Here is a 22,655-nt window from a genome sequence, read left to right on the forward strand (position 1 = left end):
ACCGATTCTAACGGAGCGTCGCGCCCGACGCGCGCGGTGGTGCTCCGCGCCGGCAGGGCGACGCGCACGATCGCGGCGGCGCCGCGCAGGAGCATGCCTTGAAGCTGTCCGTCTCGCTACCGATTCACCTGCTGCATCGCGGGCAGGCCGGCACGCTCGCGACTCATGCGCGCGAGCCGGCCGGCTTCCCGTATCCGACCGTCGTTCCCTACGCCACCGATGCGCGCCATCGGCCCGTGGTGCTGGTCAGCACACTGGCCGAGCACACGCGCAACCTGGCCGCCGATGCGCGCGCCGGCTTCCTGGTCGTCGACCCGCAGCCGGCAGGCCGGGCCGCCGCGGCGCCCGAGGCTTCGTCCGACGGCGAGCCCGCCGCGAGCGCGACGCTCGAAGCCGAACGCGTCACGTTGATTGGCCGCTTCGTGCGAATCGACGACGACCCGTATCTCGCCGCGCGTTACCAGCGATATCACCGCGATGCGGCGCGTTATCTCGCGCTCGGCGATTTCGCGTTCTGGGCGCTCGAATGCGAGCGGCTGCGCTTCATCGGCGGCTTTGGCCGAATGGGCTGGCTCGACGGCGCCGAACTCGACGCGCTGCCGCCGCTGTCGTTCGACGAGGAGCAGGCATTATGGGCGCGGTATGCCGTTGGTAATAGCGGACCGGAATTGATCGGCGTCGACCGGCATGGTGCCGATTGGCGGATTGCCGGACGGCTGCGGCGCACGACTTTTGCAAATCCGGCGGCTGATTCCCGCTCGCTCATCGACGCCGTGGAGATCGCCGCGGCCACTATTGATTCGCCGTGATCGGCAATTCCGAAGCCTGATGAATATCGGCACATCAGGCGAGTGCACGGTTTCGGTGCGTTGATTTTCAGTCGATTCTCAGCAAAACCTCTCTCGACATGAAAGCTTCCGGGTGCATCGGCGCCGTCCGTTGCGCAGCCTGAAAGCATGAATATATGAACAAACTCTGCCTAATCGATTGCCTCAATCATTTAAGTGGTAATTGAATTGCTGATCGGCCCTCCGACTCGTTCGAGATTAATTACAATCGAGCACATTTATTTGTGGCGCCGGTGATTCCTTCGTTTGTTTTTTGTGCTAATCTCTGCCTCCATAATCATCCGAGGCATCGTTACGTGGAAATGGGTGAGCCGGCACAGACCGGTCCTGTTTAGTCAGAGAAAAGGAAATATATGTCTTCTTACAAGGACCTTCTCGCGCAGCGAGAAAAGCTGGAGAAGCAAATCGAGGAAGCCAAGGCGAAGGAATATGCCGATGTCCTCAACGACGTCAAACAGAAGATCTCGGATTACGGCTTCTCGCTGGCCGAACTCGGTCTGAGCCGCGCCAAGGCGGCCAAGGCTGGCCGGGCACGTGCCGGTGTCGCCGCGAAGTATCGCGATCCGGAATCGGGCGCAACCTGGTCTGGCCGCGGCAAACCGCCGCGCTGGATCGCCGGCAAGAATCGCGATCAATTCACGATCTGATTTCCGGCGGCGGGGATAACCCGTCTTGCGGAAAGAAAGGCCACGCATCTCGTCGGCGAGATGCGTGGCCTTTTTGCTTTCGGTGGTGGCGGTGAAACGCGGGCGCCGTGATCAGGCAGCGCGGTCCGATACGATCAAATCCGCTCAAACCCGTGGCCAGGTTGCTTTGATAAGCAATTGATTTGCCGCGTGTTTCATCGAAACCTGCGGCAGGTGTCATGGAACGCTTGATAGAATCTCAGAATTGCGGCCTCAAACAAGTATCCCATGTCCACATTTCCCGCCGACAATCTCGACGCCGAAAAACATGCCGTCGCCCGCAAGACCACCTGGGTCAGTATTGCGCTCAACGTCGTTCTTACAATATTACAAATAGCTGTCGGACTTATCGCCCATTCGCAGGCATTGATTGCGGATGGCGTACATTCCTTATCCGACCTCGTATCGGATTTCGTGGTGTTGCTGGCCAATCGGCATAGTGGCGCGAAGCCGGATGCCGACCATAATTACGGACACAGCCGTTATGAAACGGTCGCCTCGTTATTGCTGGGCGCGATCCTGATTGCGGTCGGCGTCGGCATGCTGTGGCGCGCCGGCGACCGGCTCGTGGAGCACGCCGCGATTCCGGCCGTGCACGCGAGCGCGCTCGCCGTCGCCGGGCTGGTGGTGGTGTTCAAGGAAGGACTGTTTCGCTACATGCTCGCCGAGGCGCGGCGCGTGCGTTCGGCGATGCTGGTCGCGAACGCCTGGCACGCGCGCTCCGACGCGGCCTCGTCGCTGGTCGTCGCGATCGGCGTGGTCGGCAGCCTGGCCGGCGTGCGGCTGCTCGATCCGATCGCCGCCGCGATCGTCGGCTTCATGGTCGCGCGAATGGGCTGGAGCTTCGGCTGGGAGGCGCTGCAGGATCTGTCCGATCGCGCGCTCGACGCGAAGGCCGAGGCCGAGATCCGCGCGCTGCTGAGCGCGACGCCCGGCGTGCGCGACATCCACGAGCTGCGCACGCGCAAGATGGGCGATGCGGCGCTCGTCGACGCGCACATCCTCGTCGATCCGATGATTTCGGCCTCCGAAGGGCATTTCATCGCGGAGACGGCGAGGGCGCGCCTGCTCGGCGACGTGCGCGTGCTCGACGCGCTGATCCACGTCGATACCGAGAACGACCAGATCTGGCTGAAGCCGGCGCTCGCGCTGCCGCCGCGCAGCGAGATCGCGCCGAGGATCGAGGCGGTGCTGGGCGAATCGGGCCTGCGCGCCACCGCCGTGCAGCTGCATTACCTGAGCGGCGGGCTCGAGATCGACCTGACGCTGGCCGCCGGTACGCCGGCTCTCACCGATCTCGACGCGGCCGCGCTGCGCGAGCGGCTCGGCGTGAGACGGATCGGTATCGCGTGCGACATGGCCTCGGCCGGCGCGCACGGCGCGTCGTAGCGGCGCGCCGCGGTTCGAAGGGGGGGGCGGCGCGGCGTGCGGCGCCTCAGAGCGGCAACTGGGTATCGAACTTGATCTCGCGCAGCACGACGCTCGTGCGGACCTGCGAGACGGCCGGGATCTTGAAGATGCGCTCGTGCAGGAACACGTCGTAGGCCTTGATGTCGGGCGCGACGATCTTGAGGATGTAGTCGGCCTCGCCGGTGGTGCTGTAGCACTCGGTCACTTCGGGGCAGGTCGCGATCTCGCGTTCGAACTGCTCGACGCCGCCCTCGTTGTGGCGCGTCAGATGCACGTGGGCGAGCGCGCAGACATGCAGGCCGAGCTTTTCGCGGTCGAGCAGCGCCGTGTAGCGCTGGATCACGCCCGATTGCTCCATGTCCTTGATGCGTCGCCAGCACGGCGTGCTCGACAGGCCGACCTGGTCGGAAATCTCCTGGACCGAGCGGCGCGCGTCGAGCTGCAACAGGCGAAGAATTTTCTGCGAAAAAGAATCGAGTATCACCTGCGTCTCCGAAGGCGGCTGCCATGCCGCCATGTTAGAGGCGCAGGAAAAGTCACGCAATCGATGCGCGATATTCGAGCGGGATTCGCTACGCGAGGCCAGCGCGATGGAAATATTTATATTGTTCGCGCCCGACCCCGCTGACCATTACGTCAGCTTGGCTCGTCCTCGCCGGCCGCGTCGGCCGGGGCGTTCGCGGCGCCCGTGCCGGCGGCGAACGCGGCCTGCCGCACGCGCAGCTCGGCGAGCATGTTGCAGAACAGCGCACCCTGCTCGATCGCGTCATCAAGCGCGACGTGCGTGTGCGGATGATCGTCGAACCAGTGCTTCGGGAAGCGCGGCTTGATCGCCTTGCGATAGGGCAGGCCGGTCAGCGCGAACGCGAGCGTCTTGATGTCGAGCGCCGACCACGAGAACGGGCAGCGCCCCGTGAAGCGCATCATGTACCAGAACATGAACGTGAAATCGAAGCCGGCCGGCATCGCCACGAACACCGGCTTGCCGGGCAGCGCCTCGACCCACTCGACGTAGGCGACCAGCGCCGCCTCGGGCGCCTGCAGGTCCTGGCGGCACGCGGCCCAGGCCTCGGGCTGCGTCTTCCACCAGGCTTCCTGCACCGGATGCGCGGCGGCGCCGGGCAGCGTCTCGAGGTTCGCCGAGAAGGTCGCGATCAGCTGCTTGTCTTCGGTATAGGCGGCCGAGGCGAAGCTCAGCATCGAATGCGGACCGGGAATCGGGCCGTCGGCCTCGACGTCGGTGCTGACGTAGATCTCGCTGCTCATCCGAACCTCCGGTCCGCCACGAACGGGTTGGTCGAGCGCTCGTCGCCGAACGTCGATACCGGGCCGTGGCCCGGCACGAACGTGACGTCGTCGCCGAGCGGCCAGAGCTTCTCGCGGATCGAGCGCACCAGATCCTCATGGTTGCCGCGCGGGAAATCGGTGCGCCCGATCGAGCCGGCGAACAGCACGTCGCCGACGATCGCGAGCCGGTGCGCGCGGCTGAAGAACACCACGTGGCCCGGCGTATGGCCCGGGCAGTGATAGACCTCGAGCGTCTCGCCGCCCACCGTCACCGTGTCGCCGTCCGTGAGCCAGCGGTCGGGCTCGAAGGCCTCGGCCCGGCCGCCGAAGCCGAAGCGCTCGCTTTGCGAGGGCAACTGCTCGATCCAGAACCGCTCGTCCTCCTGCGGCCCCTCGATCGGCACGCCATAGTGCTCGGCGAGCGCCTTCGCTCCCGCGCAGTGATCGACGTGGCCGTGCGTGACGAGCACCTTCTCGACCTGCACGCCCTGTTGCTCGACCTGTTCGCGGATGCGTTCGAGATCGCCGCCGGGATCGACGACGGCGGCCCTGCCGGTCTGTTCGCAGACGATCAGCGAGCAGTTCTGCTGGAACGGCGTGACGGGAATCAGCGTGACTTTCATGGGGGTAGCGGCGCTGGCAAAACTTCGATTGTACTGGCTCGCCCGCGCGGGCGCCCCGTGCCGGCCCGCGTCGAAGACGGCTTTGCCGCGGGTGTACCGGGGATTGCGCCATAGCAAGAATCAATCAAGGGGACAGAGTGTTTTGCGGGCGAGCATTTTCATTTATGTATAATGCGGCCCATTGTGCGTGGTTCCGCCACGCGTTCTACAGGCGTTCAAGCACCCGTCAGCGAGTGCCGAAGCGCCGTCAATGCACTAGCCGCCGGCTTACCGGCGGCGCATCCAGTGCCGATTCAATCGGTGCTCACGTCTTGTCCGGCCGGGCGCAACGCGCGCCCGCCGCGGCCTTGCTGTCGCAATGCCGGATGAGGCCTATGCCGCTGTTCCTGCCCGTTGGCCACACGCGACGCGCACGAACCGTGTTCTTCGGTTCGAAGGCGGCATTTGGGGTCTGGTCAGGCTGCCGGGGACAGGTTGCGCCAGACGTGAAAGCTAAACAGGACGGTCGCGGCGAGTACGACAGCCGCACCAGTGCAAGCCGCTTGCCCGCGACGGGCGAGCGCGTGCGCGCATATCCGTCCGGGCCGTCTTGACGAGGTAGTGCGACGGCCCGCACCCATAGGCGACACGTCGATGAAATTTCGATTGCCGAGGCAACTCGGTTCAGTAGTGATGGTGGTAGCGCTCACCGGGTGCGCGATGCCGCCGAATCCGGCCTCCGAGCAGGCGGCCGACAACGACAACCCGGCGAAGAACGCACTTCGCACCACGGCGGCCGCCCAGGCGGACGACGCGAACGGCAAGCAGGACGACTTCGATTCGGCGCTGGCGACGATGCCGGCGGCCGGCACCGACGACGCGTCGCGCGCCTCGCTGGCGAACGCGAAGCCGATCGACGCGGCCGACGTGTCCGACTTCCGCCAGACCGGCCGGGCGTCGTGGTACGGCCGCGCGTTCCATGGCCGGCGCACCGCCAACGGCGACCGCTTCGACATGAACGAGCTGACCGCCGCGCATCGCACGCTGCCGCTGTCCTCGTACGTGAAGGTCATCAACCAGACCAACGGCAAGTCCGTGGTGGTGAAGATCAACGATCGCGGGCCGTTCAAGCGCGGCCGCGTGCTCGACCTGTCGTATGCGGCCGCGAAGGTGATCGGCCTCGTGCGCTCGGGCACCGCGAGCGTGAAGATCGTCGGCCTCTCTGCCGAGCAGGCGCGGATTGCACGCGACGAGATGGTCGCGTCGACCTCGCAGACGCACTGAGCGTTCGGGCGCGGCCACGCGCCTCGCCCGATCGGTTGCGGCTGAATCCGGATGGGTGCCATCGCGACAGCATGATGCTGATCATGCTGTCGCGTTCGTCATGGGTACGCGGCGCGAGCGGATCGGCGCCGGTTGCGGCAGCGGCGCCTCACGTGCCCCATGCCCCTCAGTCTTCCTCTTCCTTCAGTTCGAGCGCGCGCGCGTAGAGCGTGCTGCGCGACGTGCCCGTCAGCGCGGCGGCCAGCTTCGCCGCGCTCTTCACCGGTACTTCCGAGAGCAGCAGCGTCAGCAGCGCGTCGTGTGCGTGCGGATCGTCGTCTTCGCTCGGCGCGCCCGCGCCTTCCACCACCACCGCGAACTCGCCGCGCTGCCGGTTCGGGTCGCCGGCCAGCCACGTTGGCCCTTCGGCCAGGGTGCCCTCGAACACGTCCTCATGTAACTTGGTCAGCTCACGGGCGATCAGCACGCGTCGCTGCGGGCCGAACGCGTCGGCGAGCGCGTCGATCGTCTCGACGATCCGGTGCGGCGCCTCGTAGAACACCAGCGCGTAGCGGTGCGCCTTCAGCGCCGCGAGTGCCGCCGCGCGTTGTTTCGCCTTCGGCGGCAGGAAGCCCGCGAACGTGAACGGGCCGGCCCAGTCGCCGGCGATGCTGAGCGCCGTCGCGGCCGCGTTCGCGCCGGGCAGCGGCACGATCGGCAGGCCGGCCGCGCGCACCGCGTCCACCAGCTTCGCGCCCGGGTCCGAGATGCCGGGCGTGCCGGCGTCGGACACATAGGCGATCCGCTCGCCCGCGCGCAACTGCTCGACGAGGCGGCCGGCCGCTTCGCGTTCGTTGTGTTCATGGACCGCGACGAGCGGCTTCGAGATGCCGTAGCGCGCGAGCAGCTGCCCGGTGTTGCGCGTGTCCTCGGCGGCGATCCGGTCGACGAGCGTGAGCACGTGCAGCGCGCGCAGCGTGATGTCGGCCGCGTTGCCGATCGGCGTCGCGACCACATAGAGCGTGCCGGCGGGGTAATGCTGCGTTTGCGCGAGTTCGGGGAGGGAAGTCATGGCGGGAAACGCGCGAAAACGCGTGGCGGGCGGAACAAGGCTGGCATTGTGCCACGCGAGCCACGAGGCGCCGCCGATGGTGCCTGAGACGGCGTCGAAGACGGCGGCCGGATCGCGTGATGGCCGGGTGAGTGGTGACGCCGGGGACCATCGGGCGGGCGGGCGCGGGCATTCGCGCGTCGAGCGCGATCACGCCGCGAGCGATGCGCCATGCGACGTTGCCCGCGCGTCCGGTCATTCTCCGGCGCGCTCACGCGATGCCGCGCCCATGGACGGCGCCGACAACTTTTCCGGCCGTCCCGGGTCGAAGCGCATTGGCGAGCGCTTCGAATGGCAGGCGCGACGTTTCCTCGAAGGCGAGCGTCTCGCGTTCGTCGCGTCGAACCTCGTGGTGCGCGGCGGCGAGCTCGATCTCGTGATGCGCGAGCGCGACGGCACGCTGGTGTTCGTCGAGGTGCGCGCGCGCCGGCACGGCCGCCACGGCGGCGCGCTCGCGAGCGTGGGACTGCACAAGCGGCGGCGCATCGTGCAGGCGGCGTGCGTGATCTGGGCGCGGCTCGGCGGTGCATGCGCGTGCCGCTTCGACGTGGTCGGCTTCGAGGCCGGGCGGCTCGTCTGGCTGCGCGACGCGTTCCGTGCCGACGACGTCTAGCGGCAGCGGCCGGCACCGCGTGGCGGGCGAGCGGATGCGCGTCGCGCATGGTTCGCGCACGGTTGTTGTGTCGAGTTGTAAAGGACGCGGCGGCGACGGGCGCGGAGTGCGGTAAACTCGCCGCACCCACGCTCCTGCGCGGCTCCGTTCCGCGTTTCATTCGATAGGTATCGATGTCAGTCGAACGTATTCAGCAACATATCCGCGACAACGCAACGCTCGTCCACGAGGTGCTCGATGCGCTGTCGCTGCCGATCGCGGCCGCCGTCGACGCGATGTTCATGGCGCTCGCGAACGGCAACAAGATCCTTGCCTGCGGCGATGGCCCGTCGGCCGCGCCGGCCGAACGGCTCGCGAACGCGCTGGTCGGCGGTTTCGAACGCGAACGGCCCAGCCTGCCGGGCCTCGCGCTCGCCACCGATGCGAGCCGTGCCGGCCCGTTCACGGGCGGCGAGGCGGCCGATCACATTTTTGCGCAACAGGTGCGCGCGCTCGGCCAGACCGGCGACGTGCTGCTCGTGATCGATCCGTCCGGCGATTCGCCGCGCGCGCTGGCCGCGGCCGCCGAGGCGCGCGAGCGCGAGATGACGGTGATCGCGCTGACCGGCAGCGGCGGCGAGCTCGTGAGCGCGCTGTCCGACACCGACATTCATATCGGCGTGCCGTCCGAGCGGGCGCTGCGCATCCAGGAAATCCACCTGCTGACCATCCACTGCCTGTGCGACGGCATCGACGCGATGCTGCTGGGCGAAGACTGATTCGAAGGAGAGCTGTCGATGAATACGAGCCGCGTCGGACCCGCGCTTGTGAGAACCACGCTGGTGATCGCGCTGTCGGCGGGCCTTGCCGCCACGCTGCAGGGATGCGTGCTGGCCTTCGCAGGCGCGGCCGCGGGAGGCGGCGCCCTGATTGCAACCGATCGTCGCACGCTGGGCGCGCAGACCGAGGATCGCGAGATCCAGGTCAAGGCGGCCTCGCAGATCAAGAGCGGCCTGCCCGACGAAGCGCATGTGAACGTGACCGTCTTCAACCGCCGCGTGCTGCTGACGGGCGAGGTGCCGAACGACGCGTCGAAGCAGCGCGCCGAGGAGATCGTCCGCGCGATCAACAACGTCAACGCGATCGTCAACGAGCTCGCGGTCGCGCCGGCCAGCTCGCTGACGGACCGCACCAACGACTCGTATCTCGAAGGCCGCGTGAAGACCGCGCTGATCGCCGAGAAGGGCATTTCCGCGAACAACTTCAAGGTGGTCTGCGAGCGCGGCAGCATCTATCTGCTCGGGCTGGTGACGGTCGACGAGGGCAACATCGGCGCCGACGTGGCGAGCCGCGTGCCCGGCGTCGTGCAGGTCGTGAAGGTGTTCCAGTACATCAAGCCGATGGATGCGCCGGGCCTCGCCACCTCGAGCGCGCCGGTCAGCGACGCCGGCGCCGCGCAGCCGGCGCCGGCCGTGGACGTCGGGCCGACCGTCGGCGCCGTGCCCGATTCGAGCGTGACCTCGGCACCGCTGCAGTCGCCGGCGCCGGTGTCGAGCTCGCCGAACGTCCATCCGGGCAACGCGAAGGCGGGTGGCCAATGAGCGTGCGTATCGAACGGCTGGGTGGCCGGCGCCTCGTCGCGCTTGCCGCGACGGCGGCCATCGCCGCCGCGGTGCTGGCCGCGCCGGCCGCGCGGGCCGCCGACGACGGCCTGCGCGTGGCGCGCGGCAACGCCTGCATGGGCTGCCACGCGGTCGACCGCAAGCTGGTCGGGCCGTCGTTCAAGGACGTGGCCGCACGCTACAAAAACGATCCGGCTGCCGCGGACAAGCTCGCGAAGAAGATTCGCGACGGCGGCTCGGGCGTGTGGGGCGTGATTCCGATGCCGGCCCATCCCGGCATGAGCGATGCCGACATCAAGTCGGTCGTCAGATGGGTGCTGGCGGGCGCGCCGTCGAACTGAGCCGGCGCTTTCGCGAATCCTTGATGTCGCTGCCGGGGTCGTAAAAACTTTTCCGAGGTGGCTTGCCATCCCGGATGCAGGTTGTGTATGATCGCCAAGATGTTGGGGGGGTAGCTCAGCTGGGAGAGCGTCGCGTTCGCAATGCGAAGGTCGGGAGTTCGATCCTCCTCCTCTCCACCAAGAACATGTCTTAGGTTGTACAAGGAAGTCCTGAAACCCGCGTAGCTGCAAGGCTTCGCGGGTTTTTTATTTCCATCATCGTCCAACGGGATTCGTTGACATCCGGGGGCACAGGGGGGCACAGGGGGGCACATTCGGGGGCATGTCGAGCCTAGTCAAGGCTGATGCCCCCACGGAGATGAAATGCCCCTTACCGACGTTGAGATTCGCAACGCGCGGCCGCGCGAGAAAGCCTACCGTCTTGCAGACGGCGCTGGTATGTACCTAGAAGTGTCGCCTGCCGGAGGGAAGTACTGGCGACTCAAGTACCGCATCGCTGGATTTATGCCTGTCGTTGCGTCTCCAATGTGGCCGGCCGCTAGTTTTTTCCTCGATTGCGGCGCTTCGATGCCTTCTGAATTTTCCTGAGACGCTTGACAGCCTTCTTCCTTTCTTCCTGCCTTTGTTTTGCGACTTCATTGGCGGCTGCCGGTACCCGTTGAAATGGCGCACGTTGGTTAGCTTGAGGGAACTCGTCCTGCCGATACTGCCGATATTCCATCGCAGCGCCCCAGAGACCCAGTTCACGCCGCTGGACTTCGAGCTCTGCAAGCTCGTCCGCGATCCACGTTTCCTTAGATAGAACAAAGAGATCCTCTGAGCTGCCTTGATAGTCCTTGTGCGGATTGTCGAATGCAATGCCGACGAACGTTGTTCCCAGTGGAGCTTTCAGCCTGGCGGTCTGGACATAGGCGTGGAGAACAGCGAGGCGATACTGCCGGTACTCGTCGTAGGACTCGTCTCGCCGCTTCGACACGACGACAAAGACATACACCGTTTCACCAGATACGCCTCCATATACCAGACGGCCAAGCCGTTCGCCGGGGCCTACCCGTTCCAGAGCGCCGATGAACGCTCCCGCCAGCTGGCGGCGACGAAACCGGGGCTCCGCAGCCATGAGGCGTAGTCCTTGCTCAGTTTCAGCAGCGCTTTGGTCGACATATCTCTCGTGGATGTCCGGGTCACCATACTCCAGAAAGCGATCCACAAGCTTGTCCCATTCATAGCTGACACCGTCTGCCAGCTTCTTGCGTTCGTAACCCGGGTCATCGTTGAGCGCTCTGTAGAAACCCTCGTCAAAGAAGATGGCGTCGGGCAGGCCTTCGTTGACCGGAGCGTTAAAGAACACATGCTCCGATCCATCTGGGGTCATGGTTTGAAGATATGCCGCGAGCAGTTCTTCCTCGCCATAGGCGGCGACCTGCGTTCCCCGTCGGCCCAGTAACGCTTCCCGTTTCTTGAGATAGTCGAGCAGGTCGGCCGCCGTATCGAGTTCACCAAGTAGAAGTTCAATCGACACTTCATCAAAGACATGTACGAAATGCTTGTCTGGCTCAGGGAATCCAATAGCGAATGGTTTTTGAAGGTGCTCGTTGCCCTCGATCGCGCTGTTTAGCCAGAAAGAGCCCGATCCGTTTCCTCCGTAGTAGGCGAGCGCAGCTTCCCGACTGCCCCGGGTAACTGCTACCAGATGGAATCGCACCGTGCTGTTGGCCGGCACGGGCACTGGCAATGAGCGCGTACACTTTGCGTCCAGATATATCCGGTTCGGAAAGCGTTGCAGCCATGACTTCGCGCCATGTAGTTGCTTGCAGGATTCTAGAACCGCGCGCCTGTACCAACGGGGCCACGAAAGGGAGAGGTCCTTGTCAGCCTGAAATGTAATGTGTTTGTCCGAAAAGACAATCACGTCGTTTCCGAAGATGACGAGCGCATCGCATAGTTCTCGTGTGCTCCCCTTGCCGTCTTTGAAGCCTTCGTCTGTGAAAACATTTGTCTGCGACCAGAGCCGCAGGAAGGACTTCCGGCATAGCGCTGCAAGAATACGTTCTGAGTCGTTGATCCCCTCGGAACTGGCCATATCGAAAAGACGTCGGCCCGCTTTTAAAGGCGGATTAGGTTCGGCATTCTTGACCATTGAGGAGAAGTAGCGTGAGGGATAATAAATTTTTGCAGATAAGGAACATTATTGTGCCAATTCTGACCGAAGTCAGAGAAAACTCATTTGGACTGACTGGGCATCGGCAGTTGTTTCCGCAACCGGTCCACGAAGAGACGAGACGCTCCGTTTGTACGACTAGCTGAGCTAGCAGACAATCGTCGTGCGATGAACTGCCGTAGCATCTATGGTTCGGCGAGACCCCCAAGCGGACAGCTTCTTAAGGGCGCTATGCAGCGAGTTTCCGCAGCCTTATGCCATTCACCTCAAAGCGTGACCGTGGGTGTGGTCGTCCTCGATCATGCTGCTAGCCATCTTCGCTGAAAGCGATATGTTGAGCACAAGTTCGAACGAATCTACTTATTTCCATGTGGCGCAACGGAACGACGCGCGGCGCCGTAGGTCTTTTCGGACCAAAGGTCCATCGTGCGCTTCTCTGGTAGAGTCCCCAGCGAAGTTGAGGCAGTCTAGATCGCGCGTGGGCCGCGCCTTTGAAGAAGGAGATCGTGTTGGCGTTGCGTTTGGATTTCACTCGCATTCGAGAGCATCGTGGCACGCAGATGGGGGGCTTCGAAGAGCTCTGCTGCCAATTGGCTGCCTTGGAGGACCCGGCAAAAAGCACCAGGTTCGTCCGCAAAGGACTTGGGGCGGACCAAGGCCTCGAGTGCTACCGCACCTACCCGGATGGGCACGAAGTCGGATGGCAGGCGAAATACTTCATCAACGGATTCGATTCCACCCAGGTTGCAGACCTAGATGGGTCGCTGCAGCGCGCCCTCGAAGCGCATCCGCAGTTGAAGGCATTTGTGGTCTGCCTGCCCGTCGACCTGCGCGATAACCGCTCGGGTAAGAAACTCAGCGAAGTCCAGCGTTACGAAAAGTGGCGCAAGGAGAGCATCGAGGCCTCGGCCGCAAAAGGGCGTAGCCTTGAAATTGAGCTGTGGAGCGCATCGAGTATCGGTGAGCGGCTTGGCCGCGACACTGCGGCCTACTCTGGACGAGCTCGCTATTGGTTTGACACTGTTAGCTTCAGCTCAACTTGGTTCCGCGACAAATTCGAGGTCCAGCGCCGCAATCTGGGAGAGCGTTACAGCCCTGAGAACCATGTCGAACTGCCCGTCCGACAAGCCTTGCAATCATTGGCGCGCGACCCCGAATTACTCAAGGCGCCAGCCGCTTGGGCAGCCGAGATAACGTACAAGCTGGACGGAGTTGTCCGTGGCTTGGCGCGGCAAGGTTTGTCGTCTACTGCTGACCAAGTAAGCCAAGCTTTCGAGCCATTGCGGCAAGGCCTTGGCGAGCCTCCCGCCACCTTGGAAACCGCAGTGCCCCTAGAAGTTTGGGTGCCCCTCACTGCAACTGCCATACAGAGCATCTCCAGCGCATTGACGGAACTTCAGGACAAAGTCCCGGAGAAGAACAGTCACGTCGTCCGCCGCGACCTCTTCGAGCTTTACTCCGTCGTGGAGCATGTTCGCGAGGAGCTCACAAGTGTGCGCTGGCGCCTCGCGAACAAGCGCGAACTGGTCATCTCCGGGCCAGCTGGCATCGGGAAGTCGCACCTCGTGGCTGACTTCGGGCACAAACAGCTCGAGGACGGGCGTCCCTTCATCTTGGTTCTCACCGGAACCATGACAGAGAGTGACCCCTGGGAGCAGATTCGGGGCCAACTGGACCTGACACAGATCACTACCCACGAATTCCTGGGCGCGCTAGACGGTGCTGCCGAGGCCGCTGGTAGTCGAGCCGTGCTCGCGGTCGATGCACTGAACGAGAGGCATGGGATTGCGCTTTGGGAAACGCGACTACAGGGGTTTGTCGCGCTTGTCCAGACTTTCCCGCGCCTTGCCCTGATACTGACCGTGCGCAACACGTACATGCACTTCCTTCCGTTGGAAGACCTTGAGCACATTGCACACCTTGGCTTCGCCGGGCATTCCAGCGCCGCAGCCAAGGCATACCTTGACCACCGGGGCATCGCGCGACCAAGTTCGCCGAATCTTGCACGTGAATTTGAGAACCCTCTTTTCCTTCGAACGTGTTGCACGTACCTTGACGTCGAAAACCTCAAGCAACTGCCAAAGGGCATGGACGGCATCACGGCCATTTTCGACTTCTATATGGCGGCGGTTGCCCGGAAGGTAGAGAAGGAACTACGGCTCGTTCCGCAGTTGAGAATTGCACGAAAGGCGTTGGACGGCTTTCTCGATGCCTGCGCTGAGCATGGCGATGGTGGAAGTCTGCGACTGGATGCGACCATCGAATTGCTGGAGCGCTTCTACAGTTCGGGCGGCAGCGTAGACAGAAGCCTGCTGTCCGCATTCCTCTCGGAAGGTGTTCTGACGCAGGAGCTCGAATGGCAGGACGGTAGCACCATGGAGATTGTCAGATTCACCTTCGAAAGGCTGTCGGACCATCTGCGAGCCAAACGCCTTCTTGCGCAAATTGACCGAACGGACCTCGAAGGCTCATTCCAACGAAAGCCCCTGGCATCATATTTCGACCCGGATGCGTCCTGGCGATTTGCCGGAGTGATCGAAGCACTTGTGGTCCAATTCCCTGAGGAGTTCGAGTACGAGCTGTTCGATGTACTTCCCAAGGAGGCAATCGAAAACGAGTCACTGGGTCAAGCGTTCGAAAGCTCGTTGGCCTGGCGCGCGCCAAGGGCATTCACAAGCCGTACGGCTGGATGGGTGAATAAGCTCTGCAAGCTTACTGGTCGGTCCGAGTACGGTTTGCTACTGTTGGTTTGCACCGAACCTGAGAACCAGTTCAACGCCGAATGGCTTCACCGGGATCTCTGGCCGCGCCCGATGCCACAGAGGGATGCGACGTGGTCGATCTTCCTGGCCCGAGATGACTTGAGCGAAGGGGGGGCAGTCGAATCGCTTATCGACTGGGCGTGGCAGGTCGAAGCTGGCGAAGTCGAGGAGCGACGCCATTGGCTTGCTGCAGTCACACTAACTTGGTTTCTGTCGACCAGTAACCGTGCGGTTCGCGACCGTGCCACCAAGGCCTTGGTCAACCTTTTGTCGTCCAAGCTCGCCCATGCCGCCGCTCTGGTCAATGAGTTCGCCGACATCGACGACCCGTATATCTCAGAGCGACTACTCGCGGCGTGCTATGGAGCCGTCATGCAGGGCATAGATCGAACAGGCTGCAAGATGGTCGCTTCGTCGATCTGGAGAAACCACTTTGCTGGCGACCGCCAGCCGCCCTTGCATCTGCTTGCCAGAGACTATGCCCTCGGCGTCCTACTCTACACGCAAGCGGCCGGCCAGTTGCCGCCGGAAGTCGATCTCGATGCATGCAAGGCCAAGCTCTCGTCAGCTTGGCCGCTGGAACCCGTATCGGACGAGGACTTTAATGACTACCGCGGCAAAGGGTATGGGGATTCCATTTACTCTTCGACCGACGAACACGGGGATTTCGGCAATTACACCCTCGGTAGCTGGCTGCACGACATTGCGAACTTGCCGCGAGCGCTTGCTGGCCAAGCTACCCGGGAGCTCTTTGAGAATTGGGAGAGCGCTATGGTGAGGAAGGCAACAATTGAGCAGCAAGAGGCTTACCTCGCCCTCCATCGGATGACAGTCGACTATCGCCTACGCCCGGACCGTGGCTGGTACAGCGATGAAGGCCGGCAGGAATCCGCCCGTTTGTGGGATGCACTAGTGCACGCGAACGAAACCTTCAAAGGTCTGCTTTCCTCCGAGATGCTCGCTGAGTACGCCGAGTTCGCCGAGCAGCACCTGCTCGAAGCAACTCGCATGAATGACGATGACCGGCGACCGCCGGAGGTTGACCGCCGCGTGGTGAGGCGCTGGATTTGCGCACGAGCTCACAGGCTTGGATGGAGCGAAGCACTCTTCGAAAAGTTCGACGAAGGTCCTCATATCTCGCGTGAGCGGATGGGAAACCACCGGGTCGAACGAGTGGGCAAGAAGTACCAGCACATCGCACTGGCTGAAGTCACAGCACGACTGACCGATAACCGCGCAATGTGCTCCTATGAGGATGACGGCAAGCTGCGCGCGTTCGAGTACGGCCCGCATGGCCGTGAGATGAAAAGGGACTTGGACCCCTCGCTTCTTATACGTGGCACGTTGGAATCTGGGTGGTCCTCAACTCCAGTAACCTGGTGGACGCCCACATCACCACGTCTGCCTTCGGGAGACACTGACTTGCTGCTTGCTTGGGTTAATGTCGAGAGCGACTTATGCAACAACGTGAGGGATATTGACGTTGTCAGCCCTGATGGTCATGGCTGGTTGGTAGTGTATGGCTTCCGTCATTGGACTGTTCCCGGTCAGAGCAGGCGCAATCACGCGGACGCTTGGTCGCACATCACATGTCTGGTCACTCGCCTTGGCGCCGGCGCCGCGTTTGCAAACGAACTCCTGAGTAAACAACGCAGTGATGCGACGCGATTGTGGGACGACAGACACTTGAATTCCTTTTTGGGGGAGCATGGATGGCGCGACCCGAAAGACATCAAGCTCACAAAGAACACCCCCGAAAGCATCAGGACCCCGTACTCGGGTATCGTTGAGTCCTTGACGGCCGAAAGCAAAACCAAAGACAACTCGGTCGACGAGTCGTTTACACTTCACTTACCTTCTTCTAGTGTCTTAAGGATGCTTGGCCTGTATCTGCGAAGCGGAAAGACACCGGAGTACGTTGATGCTGCAGGTGTTCTCAGGTGGCAAGACCCGTCAGTGCACACGCGTGGAGTCGGAGCAGGCGTCGTTTCGCGCGATTACTTCCTAGACCGGCTCACACGCGCCGGACTGGAACCCGTATGGGTGCTGGCGGGCGAGAAAAACGTTTATTCTGGTCGAGACATTCGCGGCGGTGACGGATTCGGCGGTTGTCTGTACCACACCACTGTCTTTACGGTGGATTCTGGGGCTTTGACTCCGTTTGGCCAAAAGACAGAATTCCGTGAACCGAGCGCGGAGCAGTTGAAGGCACTGCAAACCAGCTACTTGGGATGCAAAGCTTGATGTTGGGCTTCGCACTGAAGTTGTGCGCCTCACGGTGCGGGTTGTCACCATAGTTGCTGAAAACGGTGCCCCAAGCCACTGCCTCTGCTTGGTCTTGCTTTGTTAGCGTGCCGCTGGCTCAGTTATGAATTGGCATACGGCACCGGTCCGATCGCAATTTTGACTGATGCCTAATTTAAGTATCGCGGACCTACAACGCGCTTCAAGTTCATAGAGGCTGCAAGGAACCTGCCCCTGCTTCTTGTCGGCAGATATGGCAACAATCTAAAGCTGTAAGCATTCGGAAGCTAATGGCCCTGTCTGAGAACACATCGAAGCCCAAAGCGACTCGCCGCGGCAACGCGAAACGCACGCCCGCGACACTTAGGTCGACGAGCGGCGCTGGGTTCGAGTTCGAGGACTTGATAAGCGCCTGGCAGTTGGTGAAGGCCCTGTCAGGTGAGCAGGCACCGGGTATCGGCGGTGTGGTCATGCAGGTCCAAGCCCAAGTTTCGACCTTGGGGTGGCGCATCGACGACCTGCTGCTGACGGTCCAGGGTACCGCGGCGCCGCGGCGGCTCGCGATCTCGGCGAAGGGCAATTTGCAAGTGACCGCAGGTGGCCTCCCCGCTGACTTCGTGACGCGCGCTTGGGAACAGTGGCGTGACCCGCAGGGTCCGTTCGACCGCGCGGCCGACGGGCTGGCTTTGGTCACGCGCGGCACCCATCAGGCGTTCGCCCCGGCGTGGACGGAAGTGAAGAACGCGTGCAGCGGTACGGATTCATCGCTCGCGATGAGCCGCATCCGCAGCAACACTAGGCAGTCCGGCATCTTCGACAGCGTCCGGAAGCCCGGCGGCGCGTCCGACGAGGAGACCATCGAGCTTATTCGCCGCCTGTACGTGCTGCCGACCGACTTGCAGTTCGCGCACTCCGAGAACGAGACCCAGGCCATCACGCAATGCCGTCGCTTGCTCGCGTTCGGCCGTGACGACGAAGCGCAGGCTCTTTGGGAGAGCCTTATCAACGTTGCGAAGGAAGTGCGCCTTCGCAGTGGGACCATCACCGTCCCGGATCTGTTGTCCTTGCTCCGGAGCCGGTTCGGCCTCCGCCATCATCCGGACTTCGAACGTGATTGGGAGACGCTCTTCAACATCACCGCGGACCACAAGGCGCGGATAGAAACGGAGTTACCGTCTGGCTACGCCGTCCCGCGAGCAGCGGAGAAGGCGTCGCTTCAGGCAGCTGTCGCCGACCACCTGGTCACGGTGGTCTTTGGAGAGTCGGGCTCGGGCAAGTCAGCGCTGGTCAAGTCTGTCTTGGATGGCGCTCACCCGTCTTGGAACCAGGTGTGGTTCGGTCCGGAACAACTGAAGACCGCGCTTAGCGCCGCTCGCCGCGGCACCCTCCCTCTGACGCACGAACTCCCGCTGGTGCTGAACGCTACGGTGAAGCTGCAAAACGTGCTGGTCATCGACTCTGCGGAACGCATCGAGGCCGGCGAGTTCGTCGTCATCCGCCAACTGCTTCGAGCTATCCTGCCGAGTGACCGCGAAGAGACCGAAGGCGCTTGGCGGATCGTCATCGTCACGCAGACTCAGAGTTGGGTCGAAGGCGAAGAGACGATACTCGGCGGGCGGAAAGCGCATCTCTTCGAGGTCGAAACGCTCAAGAGCGATGCTGTGAAGCTGGCGCTTCTGCCTTCGCCAACCTTGGGCTGGTTGGCCGCACATGACGACACCATTGCGGCACTGACGAACCTGCGGACTTTGGCATGGGTCATCAAAGCGGGGGCGGCGCTGGGGTCGAACGCCGGTGGACTGGCGTCTCACACCGCCATCGCCGACCGCCTCTGGAAGTATTGGACGAAGGACCGCGCCGACGTGCAGGCGTTGATGATGCGCCTCGCCCAGCGAGAGGCATCGTTCGAGCGTAGCTTCGCGCTGACCGACTTCGAGCCAGCGGACACGGCGACGTTCACGCAGCGGCCCGACGAGCTCCCGCTGCGCCTGAACGAGCGGACCAACCGCATCGAGTTCGAGCATGATCTTGCGGCGGATTGGGCCCGCTTCCAGTTCCTGAAACAGATCTGGACTGACACACCGCAATGGGCCGCCCTGGCCGGCAATCCGCTCTGGACGAACGCGCTCCGAATGCTGGGCCAGTTCCTGCTGCGACAGCCGGTCGAGAATGGCACGGCCTGGGATGTCGCCTTCGGGCCCGCAGAGGCCGCGAAGAACGAACTTGCAGGCGATATCCTCCTTGACGCGCTCTGCTTGGACCCAGACGCCGAACGTTTCCTGACCGAGCGCGTCGACTTCCTGCTCGGCAACGGCACGAAGCACTTTACGCGGCTGCTTCTGCGCTTCCACCACATCGCGACGGTGCCGACCGGCGGTGGAACGGGACTGAGCGCGGATGTCGGCTTGTACATGGAGGCGCACTATCGCTCGATTGTCTTTGGCCGTTGGCCGCCGGTTTTGCGATTCCTCATCGCGCAGCGAGAGCGACTGGCTGGACTGGTTTCATCCGCTCTCGCGAAGGTCATCGAGACCTGGCTGACGAAGACGCCGCTCACGCTGGGCAACGGCAATCGGATGCCTTTCCGCTTGGAGATGGCGGAGATGGCGCTCGCTATGGCTCGGACCGTGCAGGTCGAGAAGGGCCACGGCGTGATGTACCTGATGCATGAGCCGTTGCTGTACACCGCACCACTGGCTGGCGCGGCCGACCTGCCGGCCGAGGTCGGGAACTGGGCGCTCGAACTCGCGGGACGCCGAGATGTCGACGCTGAGGTCAGACGGCGTATCGCCGAGGTTCGGCTACAGAAGGCGAGGGTGCACGCCGAGCGTCTGGAGACCGATGCCAAATACAAGGCGCGGCACGAAGAACGGAAGCGGATGCCGCGCTCCCTTGGGTCGTTCCGTGAGCGATTGCCGCCTTGGCCGCTAGGGACCCGCGACAAGGTCGACATGGATTTCCGGACCGCCTGCATTAAGGAGAACGGCATCCAGTCTCTGATGCGTGCACAGCCTGAGCTGGCGGCAGAGGTCCTGCTCGCGCTCATCATCGAAGAGCAGCCGGAACGGGAGTACGGGGCCAGGCGGTTCGAAATAGACCTCGGCCTCGAGTACCCCCGGGACGCGTACCCGACAGCCTTCTGGAAGAGCCCGTTCTTCCCCTTCTTCCTGTTGGCTCCGGACGTGGCGCTCACTTCGCTCATCGCGCTGGTGAACTTTTGCACGGAGCGCTGGGTGATCGCGGTCATGAAGGGGCAACCCGGCGGGGCTCCCGGGGTAACGCTGCAATTTGCGGACGGGTCGGAGAAGACCTTCCCCGGCTGGTGGCAGGTATTCGGTTGGCCGCAGTCCAATGAGATGCGCAACGGAAACCTGTTCTGCGCGCTCGATGCGTTGGAGCGCTGGCTCACGCTAAGGCTCGACGCGGGTGCGGACATCACTGCTGATATCGAGAGGATATTCAGGGAGGGATACTCAGCGGCACTCGTCAGCGTGCTCATCAACGTTGCCAAGTATCGGCCGTCACTGCTGGCGGGGTCTCTTACAGCCCTTATTACGTTCCCGACCCTGTTCTATTGGGACAGCGACCGCGTGAAGCAGGTCGGCTACAACTTCATCGGGTGGAGCTGGCTCAAGGGCGGCCAGGTGATGTTTGATTTCGCGCGTGATTGGACACTGGCTCCCCATCGCCAGCGGAAGTTTCTCGATGTTGTTGTCGAGCTCCTGTTAGCCGACGACGACGTTGCGCGGCGTCTTCAAACGCTGCTGCCCACTTGGACGCGGCCTGAAGACCCGAAAGATGCTTTGGAGTTCAAGCTTCTCTTCGCCGCGCTCGACCGGGCCAACTATCAGGCCGTCACCGACCCAGCGACGGGTGCGGAGACCAAAGTCCTCGTGTATCCCGAAGAACTTCGGCTCGAGGTATTGTCGTGGCAGACCGACAGCGCGCCAACCCTTGCATACCTTCTCGTGCCGGACCGATGCGAGCAGAGGCTTCGGGGCGGCCAACCACTCACCGACGATGAAGCTTTGTACCTCTTCAATCTGCTCCAGGAGTGTGACGCTGGAGCGGAAGGCGAAGATGAGGACGCGAAATCGAAATGCCGTTTCGCTGCAGCCGGCACGCTCGTCGCATTGAGCGGCGCTTGGCTCGCCCGGAACGCCGAAGCGCGGAAGCACGCGCTCGAAGTCGTGCGCGCCGGTGTCGCGGCAATCGCGTCGACTGGAGAAGAGATTCGCGGGCGGCGCATGGGGAGTCTTCGCGACGAGCTGAAGTTCGTCTCCTATGCGGTCATGCACCTGTGGCTCGCCGGAGGAGATGGCGTTCAGGAATGGGAGACTGCCGTCCTGTGCCTTCTGACGAGCGGCGACACGCGAGCGGCCGCCGTTGTGATCGGCGTCGCACACGCCAATCGAGAGCAGCTTGGCACCGCGTGGTGGCGGCTGCTTCGCGCTGGGCTATTCTGGTCGGGCCTCATCCTGCTCGCTCCACACCACGGCGACGGCGACGATGTGGAGCGCGCCTGGAGGGTTTGGCTTGCGCGACTGCGGCGCTTTCCGCTTCGTGGGCCGAACGCGACGCCGGACGAACTCGATTTCAAGCGTGTCGCTGCGGGCCAAGAACGTTTGGACTTCCAGCGACGCACTCGGCTCTACAATGCCGGCGACCAGGCTTGGCGCGGAAAGCCGGAGCACGAACGAGGTGGTTCGCTAGACGATCACTTCCTCGAAGTCCTGTTTAACTGGCTCATCGAAGGCGGTGGTACTGGCGACCGTGATCTCGACACACGCTTGGCGCTGCGCATCTGGGATTACGACGCCACGCGCGCCGAGGTGCGCCAGAGAGAGCATGGCGAGTACGACTTGCCAAGCCAGAACCTTGGCTACGACATCCTTCTAAAGCTTGGGGCATTGTCGATCGCGGCACCCGCAGGAAAAGAGCGCGCGATTTGGGAGCCCGTTCTCGCCCACGGTCCGGCCGCACATTACGCGCTGCAGCACTTCATTCACGGGTTGTTCCTGCGCCTCGGAAAAGGCGACGACCCGGTGGCATTTGAGCGCGTATGGCGGCCTATCGCGGAGTATGGCCTCGCAGCCGATTGGTCTCAACCGGGCCTCTGGTTCCACGGTGAGCGCTTGATCTGCGACCTGCTTGGCTTCGGGAACGAGGATGCCCTGTCACGGCTACAGTCGGGCGCGGCTCTGCGGATGCAGGATCTCTACAAACGCTGGGCCGCTACGCACCTGACCCACGACGAAGAATGCGTTATCCGTTTCTGCCACTTCCTGACGACGAAGTTCGGAGCCGCGCTTCGGCTTGAAGGGCTGCGCTGGCTTGCCGCCACGCTGACGGAACGCGAGCCTTCCAGTCGCTGGTACCGAGACGGTACGAGCGACGCATTGGTAGAGGTGGTTGCGGCGGCATTGAGTTCGGACGCGCAGGCCCTGTCGCAACACGCTCAGGCGCGGCAGGCGCTTGTTGAGATAGCTGCTGTACTTGCAGCTATGAACATCCCGGCCGCCTTGGCTCTCCAGGAGCGCGTCAAGCTGTTGCGATAGCGGTCGGGAACAGGCTTCACGTGGTCGGTGCGACGACAGTTCGTTCGCCGCCACCTTTCCCACGGCCACGCAGCCCGACCCTCCTTTTTACGACACCACTGAGATCAGCGTCGATACCGCTCAAGATCATTTCACTGATGGCTCTGTGTCGAAGTGAGTACACAATCGGTC

Annotated in this window: 17 protein-coding genes and 1 tRNA gene; 12 read left to right on the top strand and 6 right to left on the bottom strand. The window is 63.1% G+C overall.

Annotated features, from left to right (window positions below; translation table 11 throughout):
- Nucleotides 1-98: 98 nt before the first annotated feature.
- From bpln_RS00920 to bpln_RS00930, 3 genes are all read left to right on the top strand, one after another.
- Nucleotides 99-809 (top strand): HugZ family pyridoxamine 5'-phosphate oxidase, encoded by a 711-nt coding sequence (locus bpln_RS00920; RefSeq protein WP_055137887.1) that lies wholly within the window; start codon nucleotides 99-101, stop codon nucleotides 807-809.
- Between the two features lie 392 nt (nucleotides 810-1,201).
- On the top strand, nucleotides 1,202-1,495 hold the full coding sequence (locus bpln_RS00925; RefSeq protein ID WP_042623584.1) for an H-NS histone family protein: 294 nt from the start codon (nucleotides 1,202-1,204) through the stop codon (nucleotides 1,493-1,495).
- A gap of 267 nt (nucleotides 1,496-1,762) precedes the next feature.
- Nucleotides 1,763-2,923, top strand: a complete 1,161-nt coding sequence (locus bpln_RS00930) for a cation diffusion facilitator family transporter (RefSeq protein ID WP_055137888.1) — start codon at nucleotides 1,763-1,765, stop codon at nucleotides 2,921-2,923.
- A 46-nt stretch (nucleotides 2,924-2,969) separates the two neighbouring features.
- Here the strand turns inward: bpln_RS00930 and bpln_RS00935 are convergent, their stop codons facing one another.
- The 3 genes from bpln_RS00935 to bpln_RS00945 form a co-directional block, all read right to left on the bottom strand.
- Nucleotides 2,970-3,428 carry an Lrp/AsnC family transcriptional regulator gene (locus bpln_RS00935; RefSeq protein WP_025101386.1) on the bottom strand — a complete coding sequence of 153 codons (459 nt, stop codon included), beginning with the start codon at nucleotides 3,426-3,428 and terminating at the stop codon, nucleotides 2,970-2,972.
- A 152-nt stretch (nucleotides 3,429-3,580) separates the two neighbouring features.
- The gene (locus bpln_RS00940) at nucleotides 3,581-4,210 is read right to left on the bottom strand and encodes a 3'-5' exonuclease family protein (RefSeq protein WP_042623586.1); all 630 of its coding nucleotides are present in this window, start codon (nucleotides 4,208-4,210) and stop codon (nucleotides 3,581-3,583) included.
- Nucleotides 4,207-4,854 (bottom strand): MBL fold metallo-hydrolase, encoded by a 648-nt coding sequence (locus tag bpln_RS00945; RefSeq protein ID WP_055137889.1) that lies wholly within the window; start codon nucleotides 4,852-4,854, stop codon nucleotides 4,207-4,209. The genes bpln_RS00940 and bpln_RS00945 overlap by 4 nt, the downstream gene beginning before the upstream one ends.
- Before the next feature lie 633 nt (nucleotides 4,855-5,487).
- Between bpln_RS00945 and bpln_RS00950 the strand changes: the two genes are divergently transcribed.
- Nucleotides 5,488-6,117: a septal ring lytic transglycosylase RlpA family protein gene (locus tag bpln_RS00950; protein WP_055137890.1), complete on the top strand. Its 630-nt coding sequence runs from the start codon at nucleotides 5,488-5,490 to the stop codon at nucleotides 6,115-6,117.
- A gap of 166 nt (nucleotides 6,118-6,283) precedes the next feature.
- Here the strand turns inward: bpln_RS00950 and rsmI are convergent, their stop codons facing one another.
- Nucleotides 6,284-7,168: a 16S rRNA (cytidine(1402)-2'-O)-methyltransferase gene (gene rsmI, locus bpln_RS00955; protein ID WP_055137891.1), complete on the bottom strand. Its 885-nt coding sequence runs from the start codon at nucleotides 7,166-7,168 to the stop codon at nucleotides 6,284-6,286.
- Between the two features lie 268 nt (nucleotides 7,169-7,436).
- On the opposite strand from rsmI, the gene bpln_RS00960 reads away from it, so the two are divergent.
- The 6 genes from bpln_RS00960 to bpln_RS38365 all read left to right on the top strand — a co-directional run bounded on the left by bpln_RS00960 (nucleotide 7,437) and on the right by bpln_RS38365 (nucleotide 10,350).
- Complete coding sequence (locus bpln_RS00960) at nucleotides 7,437-7,820, top strand: YraN family protein (protein WP_042623590.1); 384 nt, start codon at nucleotides 7,437-7,439, stop codon at nucleotides 7,818-7,820.
- 173 nt (nucleotides 7,821-7,993) lie between these two features.
- A complete protein-coding gene (locus bpln_RS00965) occupies nucleotides 7,994-8,578 on the top strand; it encodes an SIS domain-containing protein (protein WP_042623591.1) in 585 nt (194 codons plus the stop codon).
- 18 nt (nucleotides 8,579-8,596) lie between these two features.
- A complete protein-coding gene (locus bpln_RS00970; protein WP_042623592.1) occupies nucleotides 8,597-9,400 on the top strand; it encodes a BON domain-containing protein in 804 nt (267 codons plus the stop codon).
- The gene (locus tag bpln_RS00975) at nucleotides 9,397-9,762 is read left to right on the top strand and encodes a c-type cytochrome (RefSeq protein WP_055137892.1); all 366 of its coding nucleotides are present in this window, start codon (nucleotides 9,397-9,399) and stop codon (nucleotides 9,760-9,762) included. The genes bpln_RS00970 and bpln_RS00975 overlap by 4 nt, the downstream gene beginning before the upstream one ends.
- A 104-nt stretch (nucleotides 9,763-9,866) precedes the next feature.
- Nucleotides 9,867-9,942, top strand: a tRNA-Ala gene (locus bpln_RS00980).
- A 183-nt stretch (nucleotides 9,943-10,125) separates the two neighbouring features.
- Nucleotides 10,126-10,350, top strand: a complete 225-nt coding sequence (locus bpln_RS38365) for an Arm DNA-binding domain-containing protein (RefSeq protein ID WP_082465161.1) — start codon at nucleotides 10,126-10,128, stop codon at nucleotides 10,348-10,350.
- Here the strand turns inward: bpln_RS38365 and bpln_RS34970 are convergent.
- Nucleotides 10,301-11,899, bottom strand: a complete 1,599-nt coding sequence (locus bpln_RS34970; RefSeq protein WP_148653919.1) for a hypothetical protein — start codon at nucleotides 11,897-11,899, stop codon at nucleotides 10,301-10,303. The two genes, bpln_RS38365 and bpln_RS34970, sit on opposite strands and share 50 nt — an antisense overlap.
- A 512-nt stretch (nucleotides 11,900-12,411) precedes the next feature.
- Between bpln_RS34970 and bpln_RS01000 the strand changes: the two genes are divergently transcribed.
- Nucleotides 12,412-16,926, top strand: coding sequence for an NACHT domain-containing protein (locus tag bpln_RS01000; protein WP_055137896.1), 4,515 nt, complete (start codon nucleotides 12,412-12,414; stop codon nucleotides 16,924-16,926).
- Nucleotides 16,927-17,216: 290 nt separating this feature from the next.
- Nucleotides 17,217-22,484 (top strand): hypothetical protein, encoded by a 5,268-nt coding sequence (locus bpln_RS01005; protein WP_055137897.1) that lies wholly within the window; start codon nucleotides 17,217-17,219, stop codon nucleotides 22,482-22,484.
- 16 nt (nucleotides 22,485-22,500) lie between these two features.
- Here bpln_RS01005 and bpln_RS33480 read toward each other — a convergent pair whose 3' ends face one another.
- On the bottom strand, nucleotides 22,501-22,614 hold the full coding sequence (locus bpln_RS33480; protein ID WP_082465162.1) for a type II toxin-antitoxin system RelE/ParE family toxin: 114 nt from the start codon (nucleotides 22,612-22,614) through the stop codon (nucleotides 22,501-22,503).
- Between the last annotated feature and the right edge of the window lie 41 nt (nucleotides 22,615-22,655).

Source organism: Burkholderia plantarii, assembly GCF_001411805.1.
Taxonomy (GTDB): domain Bacteria; phylum Pseudomonadota; class Gammaproteobacteria; order Burkholderiales; family Burkholderiaceae; genus Burkholderia; species Burkholderia plantarii.

What these genes read in the sequence shown, in the direction of transcription:
- bpln_RS00940 (WP_042623586.1), bottom strand. Translation starts at nt 4,210, where the DNA reads ATGAGCAGCGAGATCTACGTCAGCACCGACGTCGAGGCCGACGGCCCG.
- bpln_RS00960 (WP_042623590.1), top strand. Translation starts at nt 7,437, where the DNA reads ATGGACGGCGCCGACAACTTTTCCGGCCGTCCCGGGTCGAAGCGCATT.
- bpln_RS00970 (WP_042623592.1), top strand. Translation starts at nt 8,597, where the DNA reads ATGAATACGAGCCGCGTCGGACCCGCGCTTGTGAGAACCACGCTGGTG.
- bpln_RS00925 (WP_042623584.1), top strand. Translation starts at nt 1,202, where the DNA reads ATGTCTTCTTACAAGGACCTTCTCGCGCAGCGAGAAAAGCTGGAGAAG.
- bpln_RS00930 (WP_055137888.1), top strand. Translation starts at nt 1,763, where the DNA reads ATGTCCACATTTCCCGCCGACAATCTCGACGCCGAAAAACATGCCGTC.
- bpln_RS38365 (WP_082465161.1), top strand. Translation starts at nt 10,126, where the DNA reads ATGCCCCTTACCGACGTTGAGATTCGCAACGCGCGGCCGCGCGAGAAA.
- bpln_RS01005 (WP_055137897.1), top strand. Translation starts at nt 17,217, where the DNA reads ATGGCCCTGTCTGAGAACACATCGAAGCCCAAAGCGACTCGCCGCGGC.
- bpln_RS00965 (WP_042623591.1), top strand. Translation starts at nt 7,994, where the DNA reads ATGTCAGTCGAACGTATTCAGCAACATATCCGCGACAACGCAACGCTC.
- bpln_RS00975 (WP_055137892.1), top strand. Translation starts at nt 9,397, where the DNA reads ATGAGCGTGCGTATCGAACGGCTGGGTGGCCGGCGCCTCGTCGCGCTT.
- bpln_RS34970 (WP_148653919.1), bottom strand. Translation starts at nt 11,899, where the DNA reads ATGGTCAAGAATGCCGAACCTAATCCGCCTTTAAAAGCGGGCCGACGT.
- bpln_RS33480 (WP_082465162.1), bottom strand. Translation starts at nt 22,614, where the DNA reads ATGATCTTGAGCGGTATCGACGCTGATCTCAGTGGTGTCGTAAAAAGG.
- bpln_RS00945 (WP_055137889.1), bottom strand. Translation starts at nt 4,854, where the DNA reads ATGAAAGTCACGCTGATTCCCGTCACGCCGTTCCAGCAGAACTGCTCG.
- bpln_RS00950 (WP_055137890.1), top strand. Translation starts at nt 5,488, where the DNA reads ATGAAATTTCGATTGCCGAGGCAACTCGGTTCAGTAGTGATGGTGGTA.
- rsmI (WP_055137891.1), bottom strand. Translation starts at nt 7,168, where the DNA reads ATGACTTCCCTCCCCGAACTCGCGCAAACGCAGCATTACCCCGCCGGC.